We start from the raw sequence: 17,103 nt of genomic DNA, 5'->3' as shown, positions 1-17,103 counted from the left end.
TAGATCTTCTTTGTTTCAGTAGTATCTGTAGGTGCTTATCTTTCTTACAATTAATTTTTATATATTGATAATAATTATCATTTAAGTTTATTTATAAAATTATCATTTAAATTTTAAAAAAGAGGTATATAATAGACGTATACAATCATAGTTTGGAGTGAAAAAAATGAAAGTTAGCATTTATACAAGTTGTGTCGTAGATTTATTATTTCCAAATGTAGCGATTGCCATGGTTGAAGTACTCGAACGTTTTGGTGTAGAAGTAGATGTTCCAGACAAACAAATTTGTTGCGGTCAACCCACTTATAACAGTGGTTACCGCGAAGAATCGCAAAAAACGTTGATCAATCAGTTAGAGTCTTTCAAAGATTCGGAATACGTTGTTGGCGCTGCGGGTAGTTGTGTAGCCATGCTTAAAGAATACGAAGAAATTTTTAAAGATGATCCTAAATATGCGCGGATGGCTAAAGAATTAAATGAAAAAACGTATGAATTCACGCAATTTCTAAACCGAGTTCTTGGATTAACGGATGTTGGTGCGACATTAGATGCCAAAGCAACTTACCACCGTTCTTGTCATATGACTCGTCTACTTAAAGAACGAGAAACGCCTTTCATTTTATTAGATCATGTCAAAGATTTAGAAATGATTCCCATCCCTCATATCGAAAACTGCTGTGGTTTTGGTGGTACTTTCTCTGTCAAAGAACCGGTTATCTCAAACCAAATGGTCACTGAAAAAATGAATGACATCATTGATACTGGTGCGGAAGTCTTGATTAGTGCAGACATGGCTTGTCTCATGAATATTGGTGGGAAATTCAATCGGGAAGGCAAACGCATCAAGATTATGCACATTGCTGAAGTATTAAATCACGGAATCGATGAAAGCCGTGTTCACATTCCAGATAGCGTACATGCCTAGAATAGGAGGAGTAATCACATGGGACTGAAAACAAGTACAAAAACCTTTGATGAACGTTTACAAGCAAGTATTGAAGATACATTTATGCAAAAAGCAGTAGCCAAAGCTCAAGATGATCAATGGGTCAAACGCGAAGGGGCTCGTGAAGAACTTGGCCATTGGGAAATGTGGCGTGAGCTCGGTGAACAAATTCGAAAGGAAACTATTGCTTATTTACCTGACTACTTAGAACAGTTTAGCGATAATGTCGAAAAAAATGGGGGCCACGTCTTTTTTGCTCAAACCGAGGAAGAAGCACGTGACTATGTTCGAAAAGTAACCCTAGAAAAACAAGCAAAAAAAATCGTAAAATCAAAATCGATGGTTACGACCGAGGTTGGGCTTGATCAGATGCTCCTCGAATTAGATGGGGTAAGCGTAATGGAAACAGACCTCGCCGAATTCATCTTACAAATGGACGATTGGGACGAACCCTCTCATATCGTGTTCCCAAATATCCACAAGAATCGGGAACAAATTCGGAAAGTTTTCGAGAAAAAGTTAGGCTATGATGGCGATAACGAACCGGTACACATGGCCAGGTTTGCGCGTAAGGTTTTGCGCGAGTTTTTCTTAGAAGCAGATATTGGGATTACCGGATGTAACTTTGCGATTGCAGACAGTGGCATCATCAATCTCGTCACAAATGAAGGAAATGCGGACCTATGCATCAGTATCCCCAAAACACAAATTGTTTTGATGGGCATGGAGCGGATTGTGCCAACTATGGAAGAAGCGGAAGTCGTTGATAACTTGCTGTCTAGAAGTGCAGTAGGTCAGAGTCTCACTAGTTATGTAACTTTTGCTGGCCGGACAAATTCTGATGAATCTGATGGTCCCGAAGATTTCCATGTTGTTATTATTGACAACGGACGTTCTAACGCTTTGGGAACTGTTTTTCAACCCATGCTTCAATGTATTCGCTGTGGTGCTTGTTTGAATGTTTGCCCCGTATACCGACATATAGGCGGACATGGCTATGGTTCGATTTATCCTGGACCAATGGGGGCTGTTCTTTCGCCAATATTAGGTGGCTATGAAGATTTTGGCGATTTACCTTATGCTTCTAGCCTATGTGGCGCCTGTACAGATACTTGTCCTGTTAAAATCCCTCTGCATCAGTTGCTCATTGAACACCGAGTGAAGATGACCGATGACCTAAAAATGACACACGGTTTAGACGATCTGACTTTACGTGTAATAGGCAAAGCAACTGCCTCTCCAATTCTTTTTAAAATGGCGATGAAAATGGATCATTTACCTTCGGGTGTTTTGTCTAAGCACAAGCAAACAAGCGTTGAAAATCTATACAATTATGATGGCTACCTAAATATGGGGCCTGGACTACTTGGTGGTTGGACCTCTATTAGAGACTTACCACGTCCACCTAAAGGAAAAGATGCCTTTAGAGAATGGTTCAAACATCATAAAAAAGAACAACAAGGGGGGCAATAAAATGAGTGATACCTTAGAAAAAAAAGAAAATTTTTTAAATCATTTGGCCGATAAATTGGGCACTCCTAGACACTCATTAAAAGACAAAAAAATTCAGCCCGTACACGACTTAGCACAGACCACTTTGGTAGACAAAACACCACAAGAGCTTTTAGCTATCTGTAAAGAAAAAGCTAAAACTATTCATACTCCTGTTCTTGAAACTACTCAAGAGACACTTCAAGAAACGCTCAATCAATTAATTGCGCAATCACAAGAAGAGCATCTCTTGCTACCAACAGATACGCGCTTTAAACAATTTGGCTTAACGGATCTTTTACAGCGACCAGAAGTTCATTTTTGGAAAAAAGGTAAAGACTTTCGGAAAGAAAACATCCAATCTGCTGCAAAGGCAGGTCTTGCAATTGCCTTTGCCGAATTTTTACTAGCAGAATCAGCCAGCATCGTTGTGGAAACTTCCGCAGGACAAGGTCGCTCTCTTCATTTTTTACCTAAAAAATATATTTCAATCATTCCAATGAGTAAAATTGTTCCTCGTTCCACTCAAGCAGCTGCTTTTTATACAGAACAAAGAGAACGTGGACATAACGTAGGATCTGCGGTTCACTTCATCTCTGGTCCTTCTAATTCTGGCGATATAGAAATGCAATTAGTAGTTGGAGTTCACGGTCCAATTGAAGTGACCTATGTGATCGTAACGGACTGTTAGATACTTTTTTCCAAAAATACAATCACGATAGTTCCCTAAAAGATTGAGCCCCAAAAGCGCTCAATCTTTTTTTCTTTTTATCAAAAAAACAAACATCCCTTAGTGCTGAAATCGTGACTTGTGTGGCAAATTCATCCCCTCTATTCAAACTCCAAGGATGATCCCGAATGGAATAAAAAAAGGGTAAAAAATCCGCTATGGATCTTCTACCCTCAAAGAGTAAAAATGAAAAAAAGTTAGGTTGTTGTGGTATATCAGTAGAATAACTCGCTTAACTTAAACCAAGCTTAAGCATTAGCTCCTTGACCTTATGCAAAGGTTATTACTTGTTCTGTTTTAGGATCGAAGAAATGGCCATCATTAATATTAAAAGCCAACTCAATTTCTTCGCCAGGCTTATGATAATCACGAGCATCAATTTTGGAAATAAACTCTGTATCACCAATTTTTGTATATAACATGGACTCTGCTCCGAGTAATTCTGAAACGACAACTTTGGCTTTGACCGTGGCTTCTGGTGACGCATCAATCACGATTTGTTCACTATAAATGTCTTCAGGACGGATGCCAAAAACAAGTGCTTGACCATTGTATCCTTTTTCTACCAATAACTTATTTTTTCCTTCTGGAATACGTAATCTAAGCCCTTGCCCATCCGTAATGATGCTGTCGTTTAGTGTTACATTGAAAAAATTCATTGCAGGTGAACCAATAAAGCTCGCAACAAACATGTTAACAGGGGTATCATAGACTTCTTTTGGTGTCCCCATTTGTTGAATAAATCCATCTTTCATAATCACGATCCGATCCGCCATCGTCATGGCTTCGGTTTGATCATGTGTGACATAAATCGTTGTCGTTTTTAAACGTTGATGTAGTTTCGCTATTTCTGCTCTCATCGCTACCCGTAGCTTCGCATCTAAGTTTGAAAGTGGCTCATCCATTAGAAAAACCTTGGCATCTCTGACAATTGCACGCCCAAGAGCTACCCTTTGCCGCTGACCGCCTGATAACGCTGCTGGTTTGCGCTCAAGGTACTCGGTTAAGCCTAAAATATCCGCAGCTTTTTGAACACGTTCCTTAATTTCCGCCTTATCATACTTACGTAATTTCAAACCAAAAGCCATGTTATCGTATACCGTAATGTGTGGATACAAGGCGTAGTTTTGAAAAACCATCGCAATGTCTCTATCTTTAGGGGCTACTTCATTCATTACCCGTTCCCCAATTCGAAGTTCGCCTTTGGTAATATCCTCTAATCCGGCAATCATTCTTAACGTAGTTGATTTCCCACAACCAGAAGGCCCTACAAAGACAATAAACTCACGATCTTTGACTTCCAGATTAAAATCTGTCACCGAAAAATTTTCGGCATTATCATATTTTTTATAAATATTTTTTAAAGCCAGTTCTACCATAGTCGTTTCCTCTTTTCTCCTAATTTATAGTTAAAGTATACATCAAGTCTGTCTCACTCTTATAGCCTCAACCTCAACAAAAAGAAAGCGTTTTCTTGTAACCTTTAACCAAAAAGCTGAATGAGAAAATGACATAAAAATACATCATCCATACATTTTAAATTCAAAAAAGTATGTTCTTGGAAACGCTCCATTCGATAGACAACGGTGTTCCGATGTAGAAATAGCTCTTTAGAAACCGAACTTATATTTCCTTGTTGCCTCCATAAGCTTTCTAATAGTTGATTCATATCTGGAGTAAACCACTGCTGATAGAGCGTTTGAAATAATCGTTTACGCCGTAAATCTTCCATAAATGATCCTTTTAATACGACCTCGCCTAATGTAAATCCTTTCGATTTTTTTGAAGTGCGACATACATGAGAAAAGAGAGTACGCTCGTTTTGAAAACACGGATACACCTCACTTGGTTCTTTCCAAAAAGACCCCAGAAAAAATTGCGTCTCATAAGAAAAGTCTCCATCTAACGCTTGAAAAAAGCCTTCAATTTCGGTGAGAGTTGCACTTTTTTTGTCTTTCTCCTCTACAATGATGGCTTCTGTTTCGTTTAAAAAAAATACATCCAAATAACTGGAAAAAAATTCTTTTATTGCTTGTATCCACTCTTTTTTCAAAAAATCATGATGATAGTTTAGCCGAACCTGAATGATCCGAACCGTTGATGGGATGGACAGTTTCTGGTTTTCAAAAAGAATTGGGTACCACTCATGCTCTTCCAGACCAGTTTTGGCTTTATTTATCTGCGTCAACAGCTTTAATAGCTTTTGCTCATTTTGAGTGAGTGCTGCTTTCCTTATTCCCGCAAAACCCTCTGTTACTTTTACATACAATAATTCTTGCTCTTTTGCATCATTTTCAGTAAGTAAAACCGCCGCTGGATAGATGCCTAATAATTCTTGAAATGTCATTTTTAACCCACTTCTTTCATTAAGAGTTTCGCCCTAAAAAGAAATCGCTTTCTTGCTATGTTAAAATTATACCATATCTATTTAATTCAATCAGAAAGAAACAGGAAAAAGAGTTTAGAAAACCGGTTTCGGTCTTTCTAAACTCACAGAGTAAAAATGAAAAAAAGTTAGGTTGTTGTGGTATGAAAACAGCATACTTCAATAAACTTAAACAAACCTTAAAAGCCGAACTATAAGGCTATATAAATTTCTACTCGTCCATCTAAGTAGTATTTTTCATAGTCTTGCGTATAAGCTCTTTTCAACTTGCCTTCCTCTTCCAGATTCCAGATTTGTTGCCAAGTCTGAAATATTCCCATTTTCTGGCGCGTATCTACTGGAAAAACTTGATAAAAATCATCAGCCAAAAGCATTAATTGCGCTCCTTCAACTTCCTTTTCAGAGGCAATGGTCAAGGTATAATCTTTTTGATAGTTCCCATCATATTCATGATAAATCCCATATTGAATGGTCTGAACTTCCCCGACTTTTTGTTTGGCCTCTTGCCAAGCCTGACCGATTTTATCCGGCATATCCAGTGCAAAATTATTTGTCCGTGTATGATTGAGTGCATAAACATCCATTAAAAATTCCTCCTCTTTATACTTACTGTTAGTATAGCAAAAAGGAACGTATGTTCGCAACTGTTAATTTTTCACTAAAATTTTCACTAATAAAGCTTTTTGAGCATGCAGCCGATTTTCAGCTTCTTGATAGATGACCGAGTGGCTCCCATCAATAATCTCTGCCGTTACTTCTTCCCCGCGATGTGCAGGTAAACAGTGTAAAAACTTATACTCCGCTTTACTATGTGCCACTAATTGAGCATTGACTTGATATTTTTGGGCAAATACTGATTCTCTTTTAGCTTGTTCTTCTTCCCATCCCATACTAGACCATACATCGGTATACACAAAGTCAGCTTGTTCAACGGCTTTTTTAGGCTCTTGCGTGATTTCAAGTGTTGCGCCACTTTTTTGGGCTATTTTTTTCGCACATGTCACATATTCTGCTTTCATCTCATAGCCTTTCGGACACGCTATACTTACGTCCATTCCAACAATTGCACCACCAATCAATAGCGAATGAGCCATATTATTTCCGTCCCCAACATAGGCTAATTTCACTTGTTCAAAGGTTCCTTTATGCTCGTAGATTGTCATGAGATCAGCTAGCACTTGACAGGGATGATGGTCATCTGTCAGACCGTTAATGACTGGAATCGAACCATATTTTACCAAATCTTGAACTTTTTTATCTTCAAAGGTTCGAATCATGAGTGCATCCAAATAACTGGATAGGATAGGTGCTGTATCTTTGATTGGCTCCCCTCGCCCAATTTGAGTTTCCTTACCATTCATCACAATTGCTTGTCCGCCAAGTTGGAGCATCCCCGCTTCAAAAGAAACCCGCGTGCGAGTAGAAGATTTCTCAAAGATCATGCCCAAAATTTTTCCATTTAGAACATTGGCATAATCTTGAGGCGCTTTTTTAAGTCGAATCGCTAAGTCAATCAAAGAAATAATTTCTTTTTTTGACAGCTCCGTCAAATCTAAAATACTTTTACCAAATGTTTGATTACTCATTCCATCTCCTCCGCTTCCTTTACTAGTACTTGATAAATCACATTCACTGCCTGATCCATTTCGGCATAAGTCAACGTAAGCGGTGGCAACAACCGTAAAACCTGATGCTTCGCCGTTAAAGCTAACACTCCATGTTCAGCTAATTTAGCGACAACATCCGCGACAGGAATCGTCAGTTCGATGCCAATCATAAAACCGAGACCACGAACTTCAAGCACTTGAGATAGAGGTAATAATTTGTCTTCTAAATTCCCCTTAAAGTATGTACCTTTAGTTTGGACCTCTTCCAAAAATCCGGTTGCTTGGATTTCTGAAAGAACTGCTTCTGCTGCAGCCATTGCAATTTTATTCCCGCCAAATGTTGAGCCATGTGAACCAGGACCAAAAGAGCTTGCGAGTGCTTTCTTACCCAACATCGCTCCTACAGGGATTCCTGAACCCAATGCTTTGGCCAGGGTAATAATATCAGGAGATAAGCCATAAGCTTCATAAGCATACAAAAAGCCAGTCCGCCCTATCCCACTTTGAATTTCATCCACAATCAAAAGCGCTCCTGTCTGCGCACATAATGCTTGTGCCTGTGCACACCATTCTTTGGAAAGAGGCAAGACGCCGCCTTCCCCTTGGATTACTTCAATCATCACTGCCGCTGTATTACTATCAACCGCTTGTTTTAATGCACTGATATCTTCAGCAGGAACCGTTTCAAATTCTGGTACAAGCGGTCCAAATCCTGCTTGGATACTTGATTGACCCGTCGCAGACATCGCACCATATGTACGTCCATGGAAAGAATTCTCAAGCGTAATGATTTTGGCTTTCCCACTCGCTTTTCTTGCTAGCTTAATCGCTGCCTCATTGGCTTCTGCACCACTGTTACAGAAGAAAGCCAGATAATCCCGGTCGCCAATCAGTTTCTTTGCAACCCGCTCTTGTAGCGCGCTTTCGTATAGATTTGGCGTATGCCACAACAAATTCAACTGTTTTTCTACAGCTTGTTTGACAGCTTTGTTGCTATAGCCCAGAGACATCACACCTATGCCACTGGTTAAATCCAAGTATTTTTTTCCATGATTATCCATCAAATAATTGGCTTCTCCCTCAACCATTTCCTTTGGTTGTCTTGCGTAATTCGAAAATAACTTGCTCATCCTGCTGTCACTCCTTTCATCCTAGTTCCTTGATTTTCAAGTTCGTTGGTGATGATTACCTGCTTGACCCCTGACAGTACAGCTTGCATCGCACTTTCTACTTTGGGTAACATGCCACCACTCAATGATTCCGCTTGTTTTAATCCCTCAATTTGATGGATAGATAACTCTTCCAACCATTTATTTTGATGTTGAATCCCGGGTACATCGGTTAACAAATACAAGGCTTCTGCTTTTAGTGCTGCTGCAACTTCACATGCCACAGCATCCGCATTGATATTCAACCATTGATCTTCCGTTTTTTCGAGCAAACCAAGTGGTGCAATAACCGGAATATAGTCTTTTTCTAATAGGTCATGAAGGACATCTGTTTGAACTGCTGCCACTTTTCCAACCAATCCGTATGTTTCTTTGCTTAGGAACTTGCCAGTTAATAAATGACCATCTGATGCATTCAAGCCAATTGCAGGTAGTTGATTGGCTTGTAAAAAACTTGTGATACACGGCTGAACTTGGCCAATCAAAACCATTTTTGTCACTTCAAGTGTTTCCTTTGTTGTCACTCGTAAGCCATCTTTTTTTTGAATAGGAATTTGCAATTTCTCCAACATTTCGGAGACATAACGACCCCCACCATGGATTAAAACAATCTTCTTTCCTGCTTGCCGCCAATTCTTCAATTGTTGAAAAAAAAATGCTGATAACTGATGACTTGCTACGCCACCAATTTTGATAACAATGATTCCCATAATCCTTCTCCTTTTTATGTATGATAGCAAGCATTGATTTCAACATATTTATAAGTTAAATCACAACCCCAGGCAACTCCCTGACTGGTTCCTACTTTCAAATCCACCTGAATGGAAACTGTATCCTGTGCGAGTATTTTTTGCATGTTTGTTTGATGAAAGTCACACGGTAAGCCATCTTGTAGCACTTGTTGTGTGCCAATAAAAATATCCAAAAGACTCGGATCAAACGTTCCTTCACTATATCCGATAGCACAGATAATCCTTCCCCAGTTGGGATCTTCCCCAAACATAGCCGATTTTACAAGCGAAGAACCCACAATTTTTTTTGCGATTTTTTTTGCATCACTTTCAGTTGCTGCATGATTTACGGATACTTCAATTAGTTTGGTTGCCCCTTCACCATCACGTGCGATTTTTTTTGCTAAGTCTTCCGTCACCATACGTAACATTTGAGAGAAAGTTTCATATTCAGGTGTATCTTCCACAATTTCTTTATTTTCAGCACAACCATTTGCTAGTACTACCACCATATCGTTTGTCGAAGTATCTCCATCCACTGTGATTTGGTTAAACGTCTCGTCAACCTTCTTTTTCAGTAGTTTTTCTAAGAGCTGATACGGAATGTTAGCATCCGTCGTAATAAAAGAGAGCATTGTCGCCATATTAGGATGAATCATGCCTGAACCTTTTGCAACTCCAGACATTGTCACCTTTTTCCCACCAATCATCGCTGATAAACAAATTTCTTTGGTCACTAAATCCGTCGTTAAGATTGCTTCATGAAAATTTTGAGCATTTCCAGATTTCATTGATAACGCTTCAATGCCCATTGTTACTTTTTCCATCGGTAAGTGCTTGCCAATGACCCCCGTCGAGGCAACGGCTACTTGATGATTCTCAAGTCCCAGCTTATCAGCTGCTAAACGCTGCATTTGATAGGCATCCTCTATCCCCGTTTCTCCAGTACAGGTATTAGCTACGGCAGAATTGACAAGAACGGCCTGTAACTGATGCGCCACACCCAAAGCCTCTTTGGTCACAAGCAACGGAGCTCCTTTGACTTGATTCGTCGTATAAACAGCTGCTGCTTGGGCTTTTTTTTCAGAATAAATCCACCCAATATCTTTTTTCTTTTTCTTCAAACCACAATGGACACCATCCGCATAAAATCCCTTTGGACTAGCGATTGTTCCGTCAATAATCTTCATATTCCTTACTCCCTCCGATTTACAGATAAACTGGACTTAACCTTAATCCTTCGCTTTGATTAAATTGATAAAACAAATTCATATTTTGAACAGCCTGTCCGGCAGCACCTTTCAGCAAATTGTCAATGACACTCACAATCATAATCATTCCCGTTTCTTCATTATAAGTTAGACCAATATCACAATAATTTGAGCCCACTACTTGTCTCAAATCAGGAAAACAATTCTTTGGTTGAACGCGAATAAAAGCCATTTTCTCATAGTAAAATTCATAGAGTTCAAATAACTCTTGCTGCGTGATTTTTTTGTTAGGCTTTGCATAAATAGTGGCCATAATTCCTCTCGTTACAGGAATCAATGATGTAGAAAACTGAATGGGTTGCATTTTTTTGTTCCATATTTTTAATTGTTGCATCACTTCAGGAATATGTTGATGTTGGTTCACTTTGTACACGCTCATATTCTCATTTGCCTCTACATAATGCGTGGCCTTAGTGTTCATCTTCCCTGCACCTGATAGCCCTGATTTGGCATCAACAATCACAGAATCTGGTTGCACCCAGTCGTTTTGAATAAGTGGTGCAAGTCCAAGCAGCGTCGCAGTTGCATAGCATCCTGGATTTGCAATCAAGTGGCTGGCATAATGAGGGCTTAAATCCGCTAATCCGTAAGTTGCCTGCTGTAGCCATTCTGATTTGGGTGCTGATTTTTGATACCATTTTTCATAAGTCTTGGGATTTTTCAGCCTAAAATCCCCTGACAAGTCAATCACAGGAAAATTGGCTTGTATAAACGGATTGGCTATTTCTTTGGATACACCAGAAGGAGTTGCCAGAAATACACAGTCACTTGTGGCCATTATTTTTTCTGCATGAAATCCTCGTAAATCCCCATTGTATATTTTTTGCATATACGGATACAATTCTCCGATATTTTCACCTTTGAAACTTTGGCTATATAGTCCTGCTATTTCAACTTCTCGATGCGTTGAAAGCAACCTAAAAAGCTCCAAACCACTGTATCCAGTTGCTCCCACAATCGAAACCTTCATTTTTTCCCCTCTTCTCATTTTGTTGTTATGTCACATTATAGGCTTTTTATTTATGCAAGTCAACGGTTTTTTATTAGTTTTGTAGCTGTTAAAAGGAATTTTTATTCAAAAACAAAAAGTCAGTGAAATCGAATTGATTCCACTGACTTTCCTTAAACTTTCAAATGGGCTAGCAATCTAGTCCATTTGCTTCTTCTGATAAGCTCTAGAACTCGACATCATCTCTTGGTAAATAGTTTGAATCGCCGACACATAAGATTTATTCGTTACATAGCTCGCTACTTTTTCTAAGATAATCTGTTCTCTTGATTCGTCTAATATCGGGATGCTTTGTTCTTTTTTTACTTTTGCAATCGTCTGTACCGTGTCAAAACGCTGCTCTAGTAATCGAATGATTTCTTGATCCAATTGATCAATTTTTCTACGTTCATTTTCTAACATACATTTTCCCCTTTTTATCTTTTCATTAATCAACCATGATTTCTTGAAAAAAGTCAGTGGCATCCCCTTTTATAAAAAAATGCGCCACTGGTAAAGAAATCGCCTCTTGGTTCACAACAATCACTTGCGCATTCGCCTTACGATAAAAAATCAAATCACAAAATGGATGCACCTGAAAACTCGTTCCGACAATCACAATTAAATCCGCATTTTCTACTGCTGATATAGCCTGCCCCAAGCTTTTTTCATGCAAAGCTTCTCCGTATAATACGACATTTGTCCGCAAGTGTCCACCACAGTTTTCATGATAGCTGGAAGAAAGATAGTCTGAAACAGATACTTGTTGCTTGCACTTAAGACAATAACACTCCATCAGGCTACCATGAAACTCCGTGAGATTTTGACTTCCAGCTTTTCGGTGCAACTGGTCAATATTTTGGGTGACCACTTCAATCTGTTTGTCTGTTGATAACTCTAACTGTGCTATTTTTTGATGAATATGATTCGGTTTTGCCTCTAAGTGATACAGCTTCTTGATAAATTGATCATGTTTTTCCGGCTCTTTCATCAAACATTCATGGCTTAATAAATATTCAGGATGTTCCAACTCATGATAGAGACCATTAATCGAACGATAATCTGGAATTCCAGATGGAACAGATACCCCAGCACCCGTTAAAAAGGTAATCTTTTGACTTTTTTTTATTAGTTCTAGTGCTTGCTTTCTTCTTTCCACCGATTTCACCTTCCTCTTTTTATTATAGTCAAAAATGTCTAATAACAAAAGTCCTACGTAAATCGCAAAAAAATTATGACAAGCTCACAGAATCATGTTACAATGACATTGTCTTTGATAAAAATACATTTTTTGTATAAAAACTGAATATAAGCCTCCAAGATGAGGTAGAGGTCGCATTGTTTATAAAGTATAGTGGAGTATGAGGATACTAGGAAACTATATGGTGGAAACATTGCCGAAATGTATATTTTCCCTCAAAAATATATGTTGGGCTAGCAATCAATAATTGTTAGACTGTCTCAGTGTCAAAACTGAGTTGCGCTATTTTTGTCTTAGGCAAAAACTTACGAAATGCAAACAACCTCTTTTTGATGTTGTTTGCATTTTTTTTATGGAAAGGAAGAGTGAAATGAAAAAATATTTAGCCATTTGTACGTTGATTCTCACCCTATTATTGGTTGGATCAAAACAAGCACACGCTACCCAACCGGAACTTCGCGTCGGAATGGAGGCGGGCTACCCACCTTTTAACTGGACACAAAATTCAAATAAAAATGGGGGCGTGCCAATTAGTGGTTCTCAAGAATATGCTGGGGGGTACGACGTCGAAATTGCAAAGAAAATGGCCAAAAAGTTAAATCGCAAATTAGTTATTGTCAAAACTGAGTGGGATGGATTAGCCCCCGCCCTTACCTCAGGCAAGATTGATGCCATCATTGCAGGTATGTCCCCTACCGCAGAACGCAAAAAAACGATTGATTTTACCGATAATTATTACACGTCTCACCTCGTTATACTCGTCAAAAAAGATGGGGTGTACCAAAATGCGACTTCACTGAAAGATTTTAAACAGGCAAAAATCACGGCCCAACTCAACACGTTCCACTATAGCGTCATTGAACAAATTTCTGGTGTTAAAAAACAAACTGCAATGGATAACTTTCCAGCAATGCGCGTGGCTCTCGAATCAGGCGTCATAGATGGTTACGTTACAGAACGACCAGAAGGACTTACCGCTCAAAAAATCAATCCTAATTTTAAAATGGTTGAATTTTCAGGAGAAAATGGTTTTAAAACGAGCAAAGAAGATACTGCCATCGCCATTGGGGTCAAGAAAAACAGTCCTTTGCGAGTCGAAATGAATCAAGCACTCGCAAGTCTATCGGAAAAAGAACAGCAAAAAATTATGCACAAAGCCATTGAGGCACAACCAAGCGAAACAAAAAAACAAAGTTGGGTTCTAAAAATAATCAAAGAAAATGGACCTATGTTAATGCGTGGAGCAGGAATGACCTTGTTAATCTCGTTAGTTGGAACGATTATTGGAACTGTTATTGGCTTAATCATCGGAGTCATAAGAACCGTTCCATTCCCTGAAACTCGTATCAAGAGAGTATTGTTAAAAGGGCTAAATCTTTTCTTTTCTGTCTACATCGAAATTTTCAGAGGAACACCTATGATTGTCCAGGCGATGGTCATCTACTATGGCTCCGCCCAAGCTTTTGGGATTGATATCAATCGAACCGCTGCAGCCATTTTTATTGTATCCATTAATACAGGTGCCTATATGTCTGAAATTGTTCGAGGTGGGATTTTCTCAGTAGATAAAGGGCAGTTCGAAGCGGCACAAGCAATCGGAATGACTCACTTTCAAACAATGCAAACTATCGTAATTCCACAGGTGATTCGCAATATTCTTCCTGCAACTGGCAATGAATTTGTGATTAACATTAAAGATACTTCGGTCCTGAATGTCATCGCTGTATCTGAGTTGTTCTTCCAAGCAAAAACAGTGGCTGGGGCTAATTTCCGGTTCTTTGATACCTTTTTCATCGCTTGTGTGATCTATTTTGTGATGACATTTGCCGTAACAAGAATTCTACGCTTTGTTGAGAAAAAAATGGATGGTCCAGATAACTACACCCCTTTTGCTAACCAAATGCAGGTACAAACACCTGAAGAACGTTGAGAAAAATAAACTAAGGAGGAAAAATGATGTCACAATTACTATCGATCGAACATCTACGCAAATCTTACGGACAAAATGAAGTGTTAAAAGATGTCAGTCTAGAAGTAAGCGCTGGAGAGGTGGTGACCATTATTGGTTCTTCCGGGTCTGGAAAATCAACCTTACTACGCTGCATCAACTTACTAGAAAAACCTACTGCGGGCAAAATAATTTTTGCTGGTAAAAATATTTTAGAAAAAAATTATTCTCTACCCAACTATCGAACTCATTTAGGCATGGTCTTTCAACAGTTTAATCTATTTGAAAATCACGATGTCTTAATGAACTGTGTTGTTGGACAATTAAAAGTGCTTCATCGTACAAAAGAAGAAGCGAGTACCATCGCCCGAAAAAATTTAGAACGTGTGGGCATGGACCGCTTTCTTCACGCAAAACCCAGTCAGTTATCCGGTGGTCAAAAACAACGAGTAGCTATTGCACGTGCATTGTCGATGGACCCTGACATGTTACTATTTGATGAACCGACATCGGCACTTGATCCGGAAATGGTTGGCGAAGTCCTCAAAATCATGAAGGAACTTGCACAAACTGGACTGACGATGGTGGTCGTGACACATGAGATGACCTTCGCTCGAGATGTATCTGACCGTGTGATTTTCATGGATAGAGGGGTGATTGCAGAAGAAGGAACTCCTGAACAAATCTTCCAATCCCCGAAAGAAGCACGCACAAAAACCTTTCTTAAACGTATATTAGAAAACTAAATAAAAGTGAGGCAACACGAACAACAGGTTGCCTCACTTTTATTTTTTATTAGATACTACAAAATCCCCTGCATTTTCTTTTGAATCCATGGAGAGTAAAACATCATGACTAATCCTAGTATCACTGCCAAAGCGCCTAAAAAGCCAAAATATTCTGCTTTCGTCATCACATCATAAACCTTTACAAGTTGAGAATTGATGGCTTGTGCCGTTGCATCTGTTAAAAACCATAAGCTTAGCATTTGCGATTCAAATGCTCTAGGCGCTAATTTTACTGAGACACTAGAACCAACTGGAGATAAGCACAACTCTCCAATCACACAAATAACAAACGAAATAACTAACCACGCTGGATTGATTAATGTTGTATCTGTCATACCACGCGTCGGTATCATCATTACTAAAAACGAGACGCCGGCAAAAAGTAGTCCCAATGAAAACTTGAGGCCTGTTGATGGATTTTTTTTCCCGAGTTTCACCCACAACATGGAAATAAGCGGGGCAAATAAAACAATAAAGATTGGATTAATCGATTGAAAAAATGACGCCGGAATCACAAAATTAATTCCTACCACATGCTTTAAGTCAAGTTGTGTGTTTGTATCCGCAAAAACACCTAAAATGGATGAGCCTTGTTCTTGAATCGACCAAAACATGACGCCGGCAATAAACAACGGAATATAAGCTAACACACGTGATTTTTCTATCGTCGTTGTTTTTTTACTGCGATACATCATTGTAAAATAATAAATAGGAATAGCAATCCCTAAAAAGGTCACAAAATAAGTAAAATTATTAAATGTTAGCATTCGGCTAAGATATAGTATGTATAATAAGACACCACAGATAATGAGCACAAGAATTAAATTACGTAAATAGGTTCTTTTCTCTGCTTCTGTCAACGGATTGGGTACACGTTTACCAATCCGACCCAAATTCTTTCTATTAAAAATCAGATAAATAATCAGTGCTAAAAACATCCCAAAAGCCGCTGCCCCAAACCCATAATGAAAGCCATAACTCGTTTGTAATTGACCAACTATAAAGGGTGAAATAAGAGCTCCCATATTAACTGAAAGATAAAAAATAACAAATCCAGCATCCATTCGTGCGTCTTCTTTATGATAAAGATCTCCCACTACACTCGAAATATTAGGTTTCATAAGACCTGAACCAATAATGATGAAGAACATAGATACTAAGAAAAATAAGCGACTCCCAGGCAGAGATAAAGCGATATGGCCAAACATAATAAGAACAGCACCTAAAAATAGTGACTTTCTTGAACCAAGCACACGATCTGCTAGCCATCCACCTATAATTCCTGTCATAAAAATTAAAGAGCCATAAACAGAAAACATAGAAGAAGCCATATCTTTACTAAAACCAAGTCCACCTTTTTCTACACTATAGTACATATAATATAATAAAATTGCACGCATTCCATAATAGCTAAATCTTTCCCAAAATTCTATAAAGAATAAGATTCCTAACCCCTTGGGATGACCAAAAAAACCAGTCTGAGGGACACTATCAACTAATTCTTCTCGAGAGTATTCCATTTTACCACTACTTTCTAAATTTTCAGATTTTATAAAATGTATATTTATAAAATCAAGAATAGCTAATTTTTAGAAAGAGTGCAACATGGTATAGTCCTTTATGAAAATAAACTAACCATTTAAACATTTTCCTATCACATGATTTTAACAAACAGTACTTATCCACAATTTTTTTTAACTTGTTTATAACTAAGTTGATTTTCCACATTGTTGTCATATTTTTGTTGATAGTTTACTGTTTTTTTTATTAACATGTGGATAAATAAGTAATTTTACAAACGCTTGTTTGTATTTATACACATTTTAACAGACTTATCCACAATTTTC

16 protein-coding genes and 1 riboswitch are annotated in these 17,103 nt (G+C 38.4%); of the genes, 5 read left to right on the top strand and 11 right to left on the bottom strand.

Features of this window, described 5'->3' with window-relative positions; genetic code table 11:
• Positions 1-166 precede the first annotated feature (166 nt).
• Genes CBF30_RS06915 through CBF30_RS06905 form a run of 3 tightly spaced genes read left to right on the top strand, consistent with a single transcriptional unit; the run spans position 167 to position 3,128 of the window.
• Positions 167-925 (top strand): (Fe-S)-binding protein, encoded by a 759-nt coding sequence (locus CBF30_RS06915; RefSeq protein ID WP_126824243.1) that lies wholly within the window; start codon positions 167-169, stop codon positions 923-925.
• A gap of 18 nt (positions 926-943) precedes the next feature.
• On the top strand, positions 944-2,419 hold the full coding sequence (locus tag CBF30_RS06910) for a LutB/LldF family L-lactate oxidation iron-sulfur protein (RefSeq protein WP_126824240.1): 1,476 nt from the start codon (positions 944-946) through the stop codon (positions 2,417-2,419).
• Position 2,420: 1 nt separating this feature from the next.
• Positions 2,421-3,128 carry a LutC/YkgG family protein gene (locus CBF30_RS06905; RefSeq protein WP_126824237.1) on the top strand — a complete coding sequence of 236 codons (708 nt, stop codon included), beginning with the start codon at positions 2,421-2,423 and terminating at the stop codon, positions 3,126-3,128.
• A 308-nt stretch (positions 3,129-3,436) separates the two neighbouring features.
• On the opposite strand, the gene CBF30_RS06900 is transcribed toward CBF30_RS06905, so the two are convergent.
• The 10 genes from CBF30_RS06900 to CBF30_RS06855 all read right to left on the bottom strand — a co-directional run bounded on the left by CBF30_RS06900 (position 3,437) and on the right by CBF30_RS06855 (position 12,478).
• Positions 3,437-4,546 carry an ABC transporter ATP-binding protein gene (locus tag CBF30_RS06900; protein WP_126824234.1) on the bottom strand — a complete coding sequence of 370 codons (1,110 nt, stop codon included), beginning with the start codon at positions 4,544-4,546 and terminating at the stop codon, positions 3,437-3,439.
• A gap of 104 nt (positions 4,547-4,650) precedes the next feature.
• Positions 4,651-5,514, bottom strand: coding sequence for a helix-turn-helix domain-containing protein (locus tag CBF30_RS06895; protein ID WP_126824231.1), 864 nt, complete (start codon positions 5,512-5,514; stop codon positions 4,651-4,653).
• 230 nt (positions 5,515-5,744) lie between these two features.
• The gene (locus tag CBF30_RS06890) at positions 5,745-6,137 is read right to left on the bottom strand and encodes an effector binding domain-containing protein (RefSeq protein WP_126824228.1); all 393 of its coding nucleotides are present in this window, start codon (positions 6,135-6,137) and stop codon (positions 5,745-5,747) included.
• 63 nt (positions 6,138-6,200) lie between these two features.
• Positions 6,201-7,139: an ornithine carbamoyltransferase gene (gene argF / locus CBF30_RS06885; RefSeq protein ID WP_126824225.1), complete on the bottom strand. Its 939-nt coding sequence runs from the start codon at positions 7,137-7,139 to the stop codon at positions 6,201-6,203.
• Complete coding sequence (locus CBF30_RS06880) at positions 7,136-8,290, bottom strand: acetylornithine transaminase (RefSeq protein ID WP_126824222.1); 1,155 nt, start codon at positions 8,288-8,290, stop codon at positions 7,136-7,138. The genes argF and CBF30_RS06880 overlap by 4 nt, the downstream gene beginning before the upstream one ends.
• Positions 8,287-9,039 carry an acetylglutamate kinase gene (gene argB, locus CBF30_RS06875; RefSeq protein ID WP_126824219.1) on the bottom strand — a complete coding sequence of 251 codons (753 nt, stop codon included), beginning with the start codon at positions 9,037-9,039 and terminating at the stop codon, positions 8,287-8,289. The genes CBF30_RS06880 and argB overlap by 4 nt, the downstream gene beginning before the upstream one ends.
• Positions 9,040-9,053: 14 nt before the next feature.
• Positions 9,054-10,250, bottom strand: coding sequence for a bifunctional ornithine acetyltransferase/N-acetylglutamate synthase (gene argJ, locus CBF30_RS06870; protein ID WP_126824217.1), 1,197 nt, complete (start codon positions 10,248-10,250; stop codon positions 9,054-9,056).
• Between the two features lie 19 nt (positions 10,251-10,269).
• Positions 10,270-11,301 carry an N-acetyl-gamma-glutamyl-phosphate reductase gene (argC, locus tag CBF30_RS06865; RefSeq protein WP_126824214.1) on the bottom strand — a complete coding sequence of 344 codons (1,032 nt, stop codon included), beginning with the start codon at positions 11,299-11,301 and terminating at the stop codon, positions 10,270-10,272.
• A 177-nt stretch (positions 11,302-11,478) separates the two neighbouring features.
• On the bottom strand, positions 11,479-11,742 hold the full coding sequence (locus tag CBF30_RS06860) for a chorismate mutase (RefSeq protein ID WP_170168968.1): 264 nt from the start codon (positions 11,740-11,742) through the stop codon (positions 11,479-11,481).
• 25 nt (positions 11,743-11,767) lie between these two features.
• The gene (locus tag CBF30_RS06855; RefSeq protein ID WP_245975039.1) at positions 11,768-12,478 is read right to left on the bottom strand and encodes an NAD-dependent protein deacylase; all 711 of its coding nucleotides are present in this window, start codon (positions 12,476-12,478) and stop codon (positions 11,768-11,770) included.
• A 160-nt stretch (positions 12,479-12,638) separates the two neighbouring features.
• Positions 12,639-12,813, top strand: a riboswitch (Lysine riboswitch).
• A gap of 77 nt (positions 12,814-12,890) precedes the next feature.
• Between CBF30_RS06855 and CBF30_RS06850 the strand changes: the two genes are divergently transcribed.
• Positions 12,891-14,450 (top strand): ABC transporter permease subunit, encoded by a 1,560-nt coding sequence (locus CBF30_RS06850; protein ID WP_390221186.1) that lies wholly within the window; start codon positions 12,891-12,893, stop codon positions 14,448-14,450.
• A 26-nt stretch (positions 14,451-14,476) separates the two neighbouring features.
• Positions 14,477-15,214 (top strand): amino acid ABC transporter ATP-binding protein, encoded by a 738-nt coding sequence (locus CBF30_RS06845; RefSeq protein WP_126824202.1) that lies wholly within the window; start codon positions 14,477-14,479, stop codon positions 15,212-15,214.
• Positions 15,215-15,270: 56 nt separating this feature from the next.
• On the opposite strand, the gene CBF30_RS06840 is transcribed toward CBF30_RS06845, so the two are convergent.
• Positions 15,271-16,776: a peptide MFS transporter gene (locus CBF30_RS06840; RefSeq protein ID WP_126824199.1), complete on the bottom strand. Its 1,506-nt coding sequence runs from the start codon at positions 16,774-16,776 to the stop codon at positions 15,271-15,273.
• Between the last annotated feature and the right edge of the window lie 327 nt (positions 16,777-17,103).

Origin of the sequence: Vagococcus entomophilus (genome assembly GCF_003987595.1) — a bacterium.
GTDB lineage: Bacteria > Bacillota > Bacilli > Lactobacillales > Vagococcaceae > Vagococcus_E > Vagococcus_E entomophilus.
Note: the sequence above shows the minus strand (reverse complement) of the source record. Positions and strands in the feature narration are given on the sequence as shown.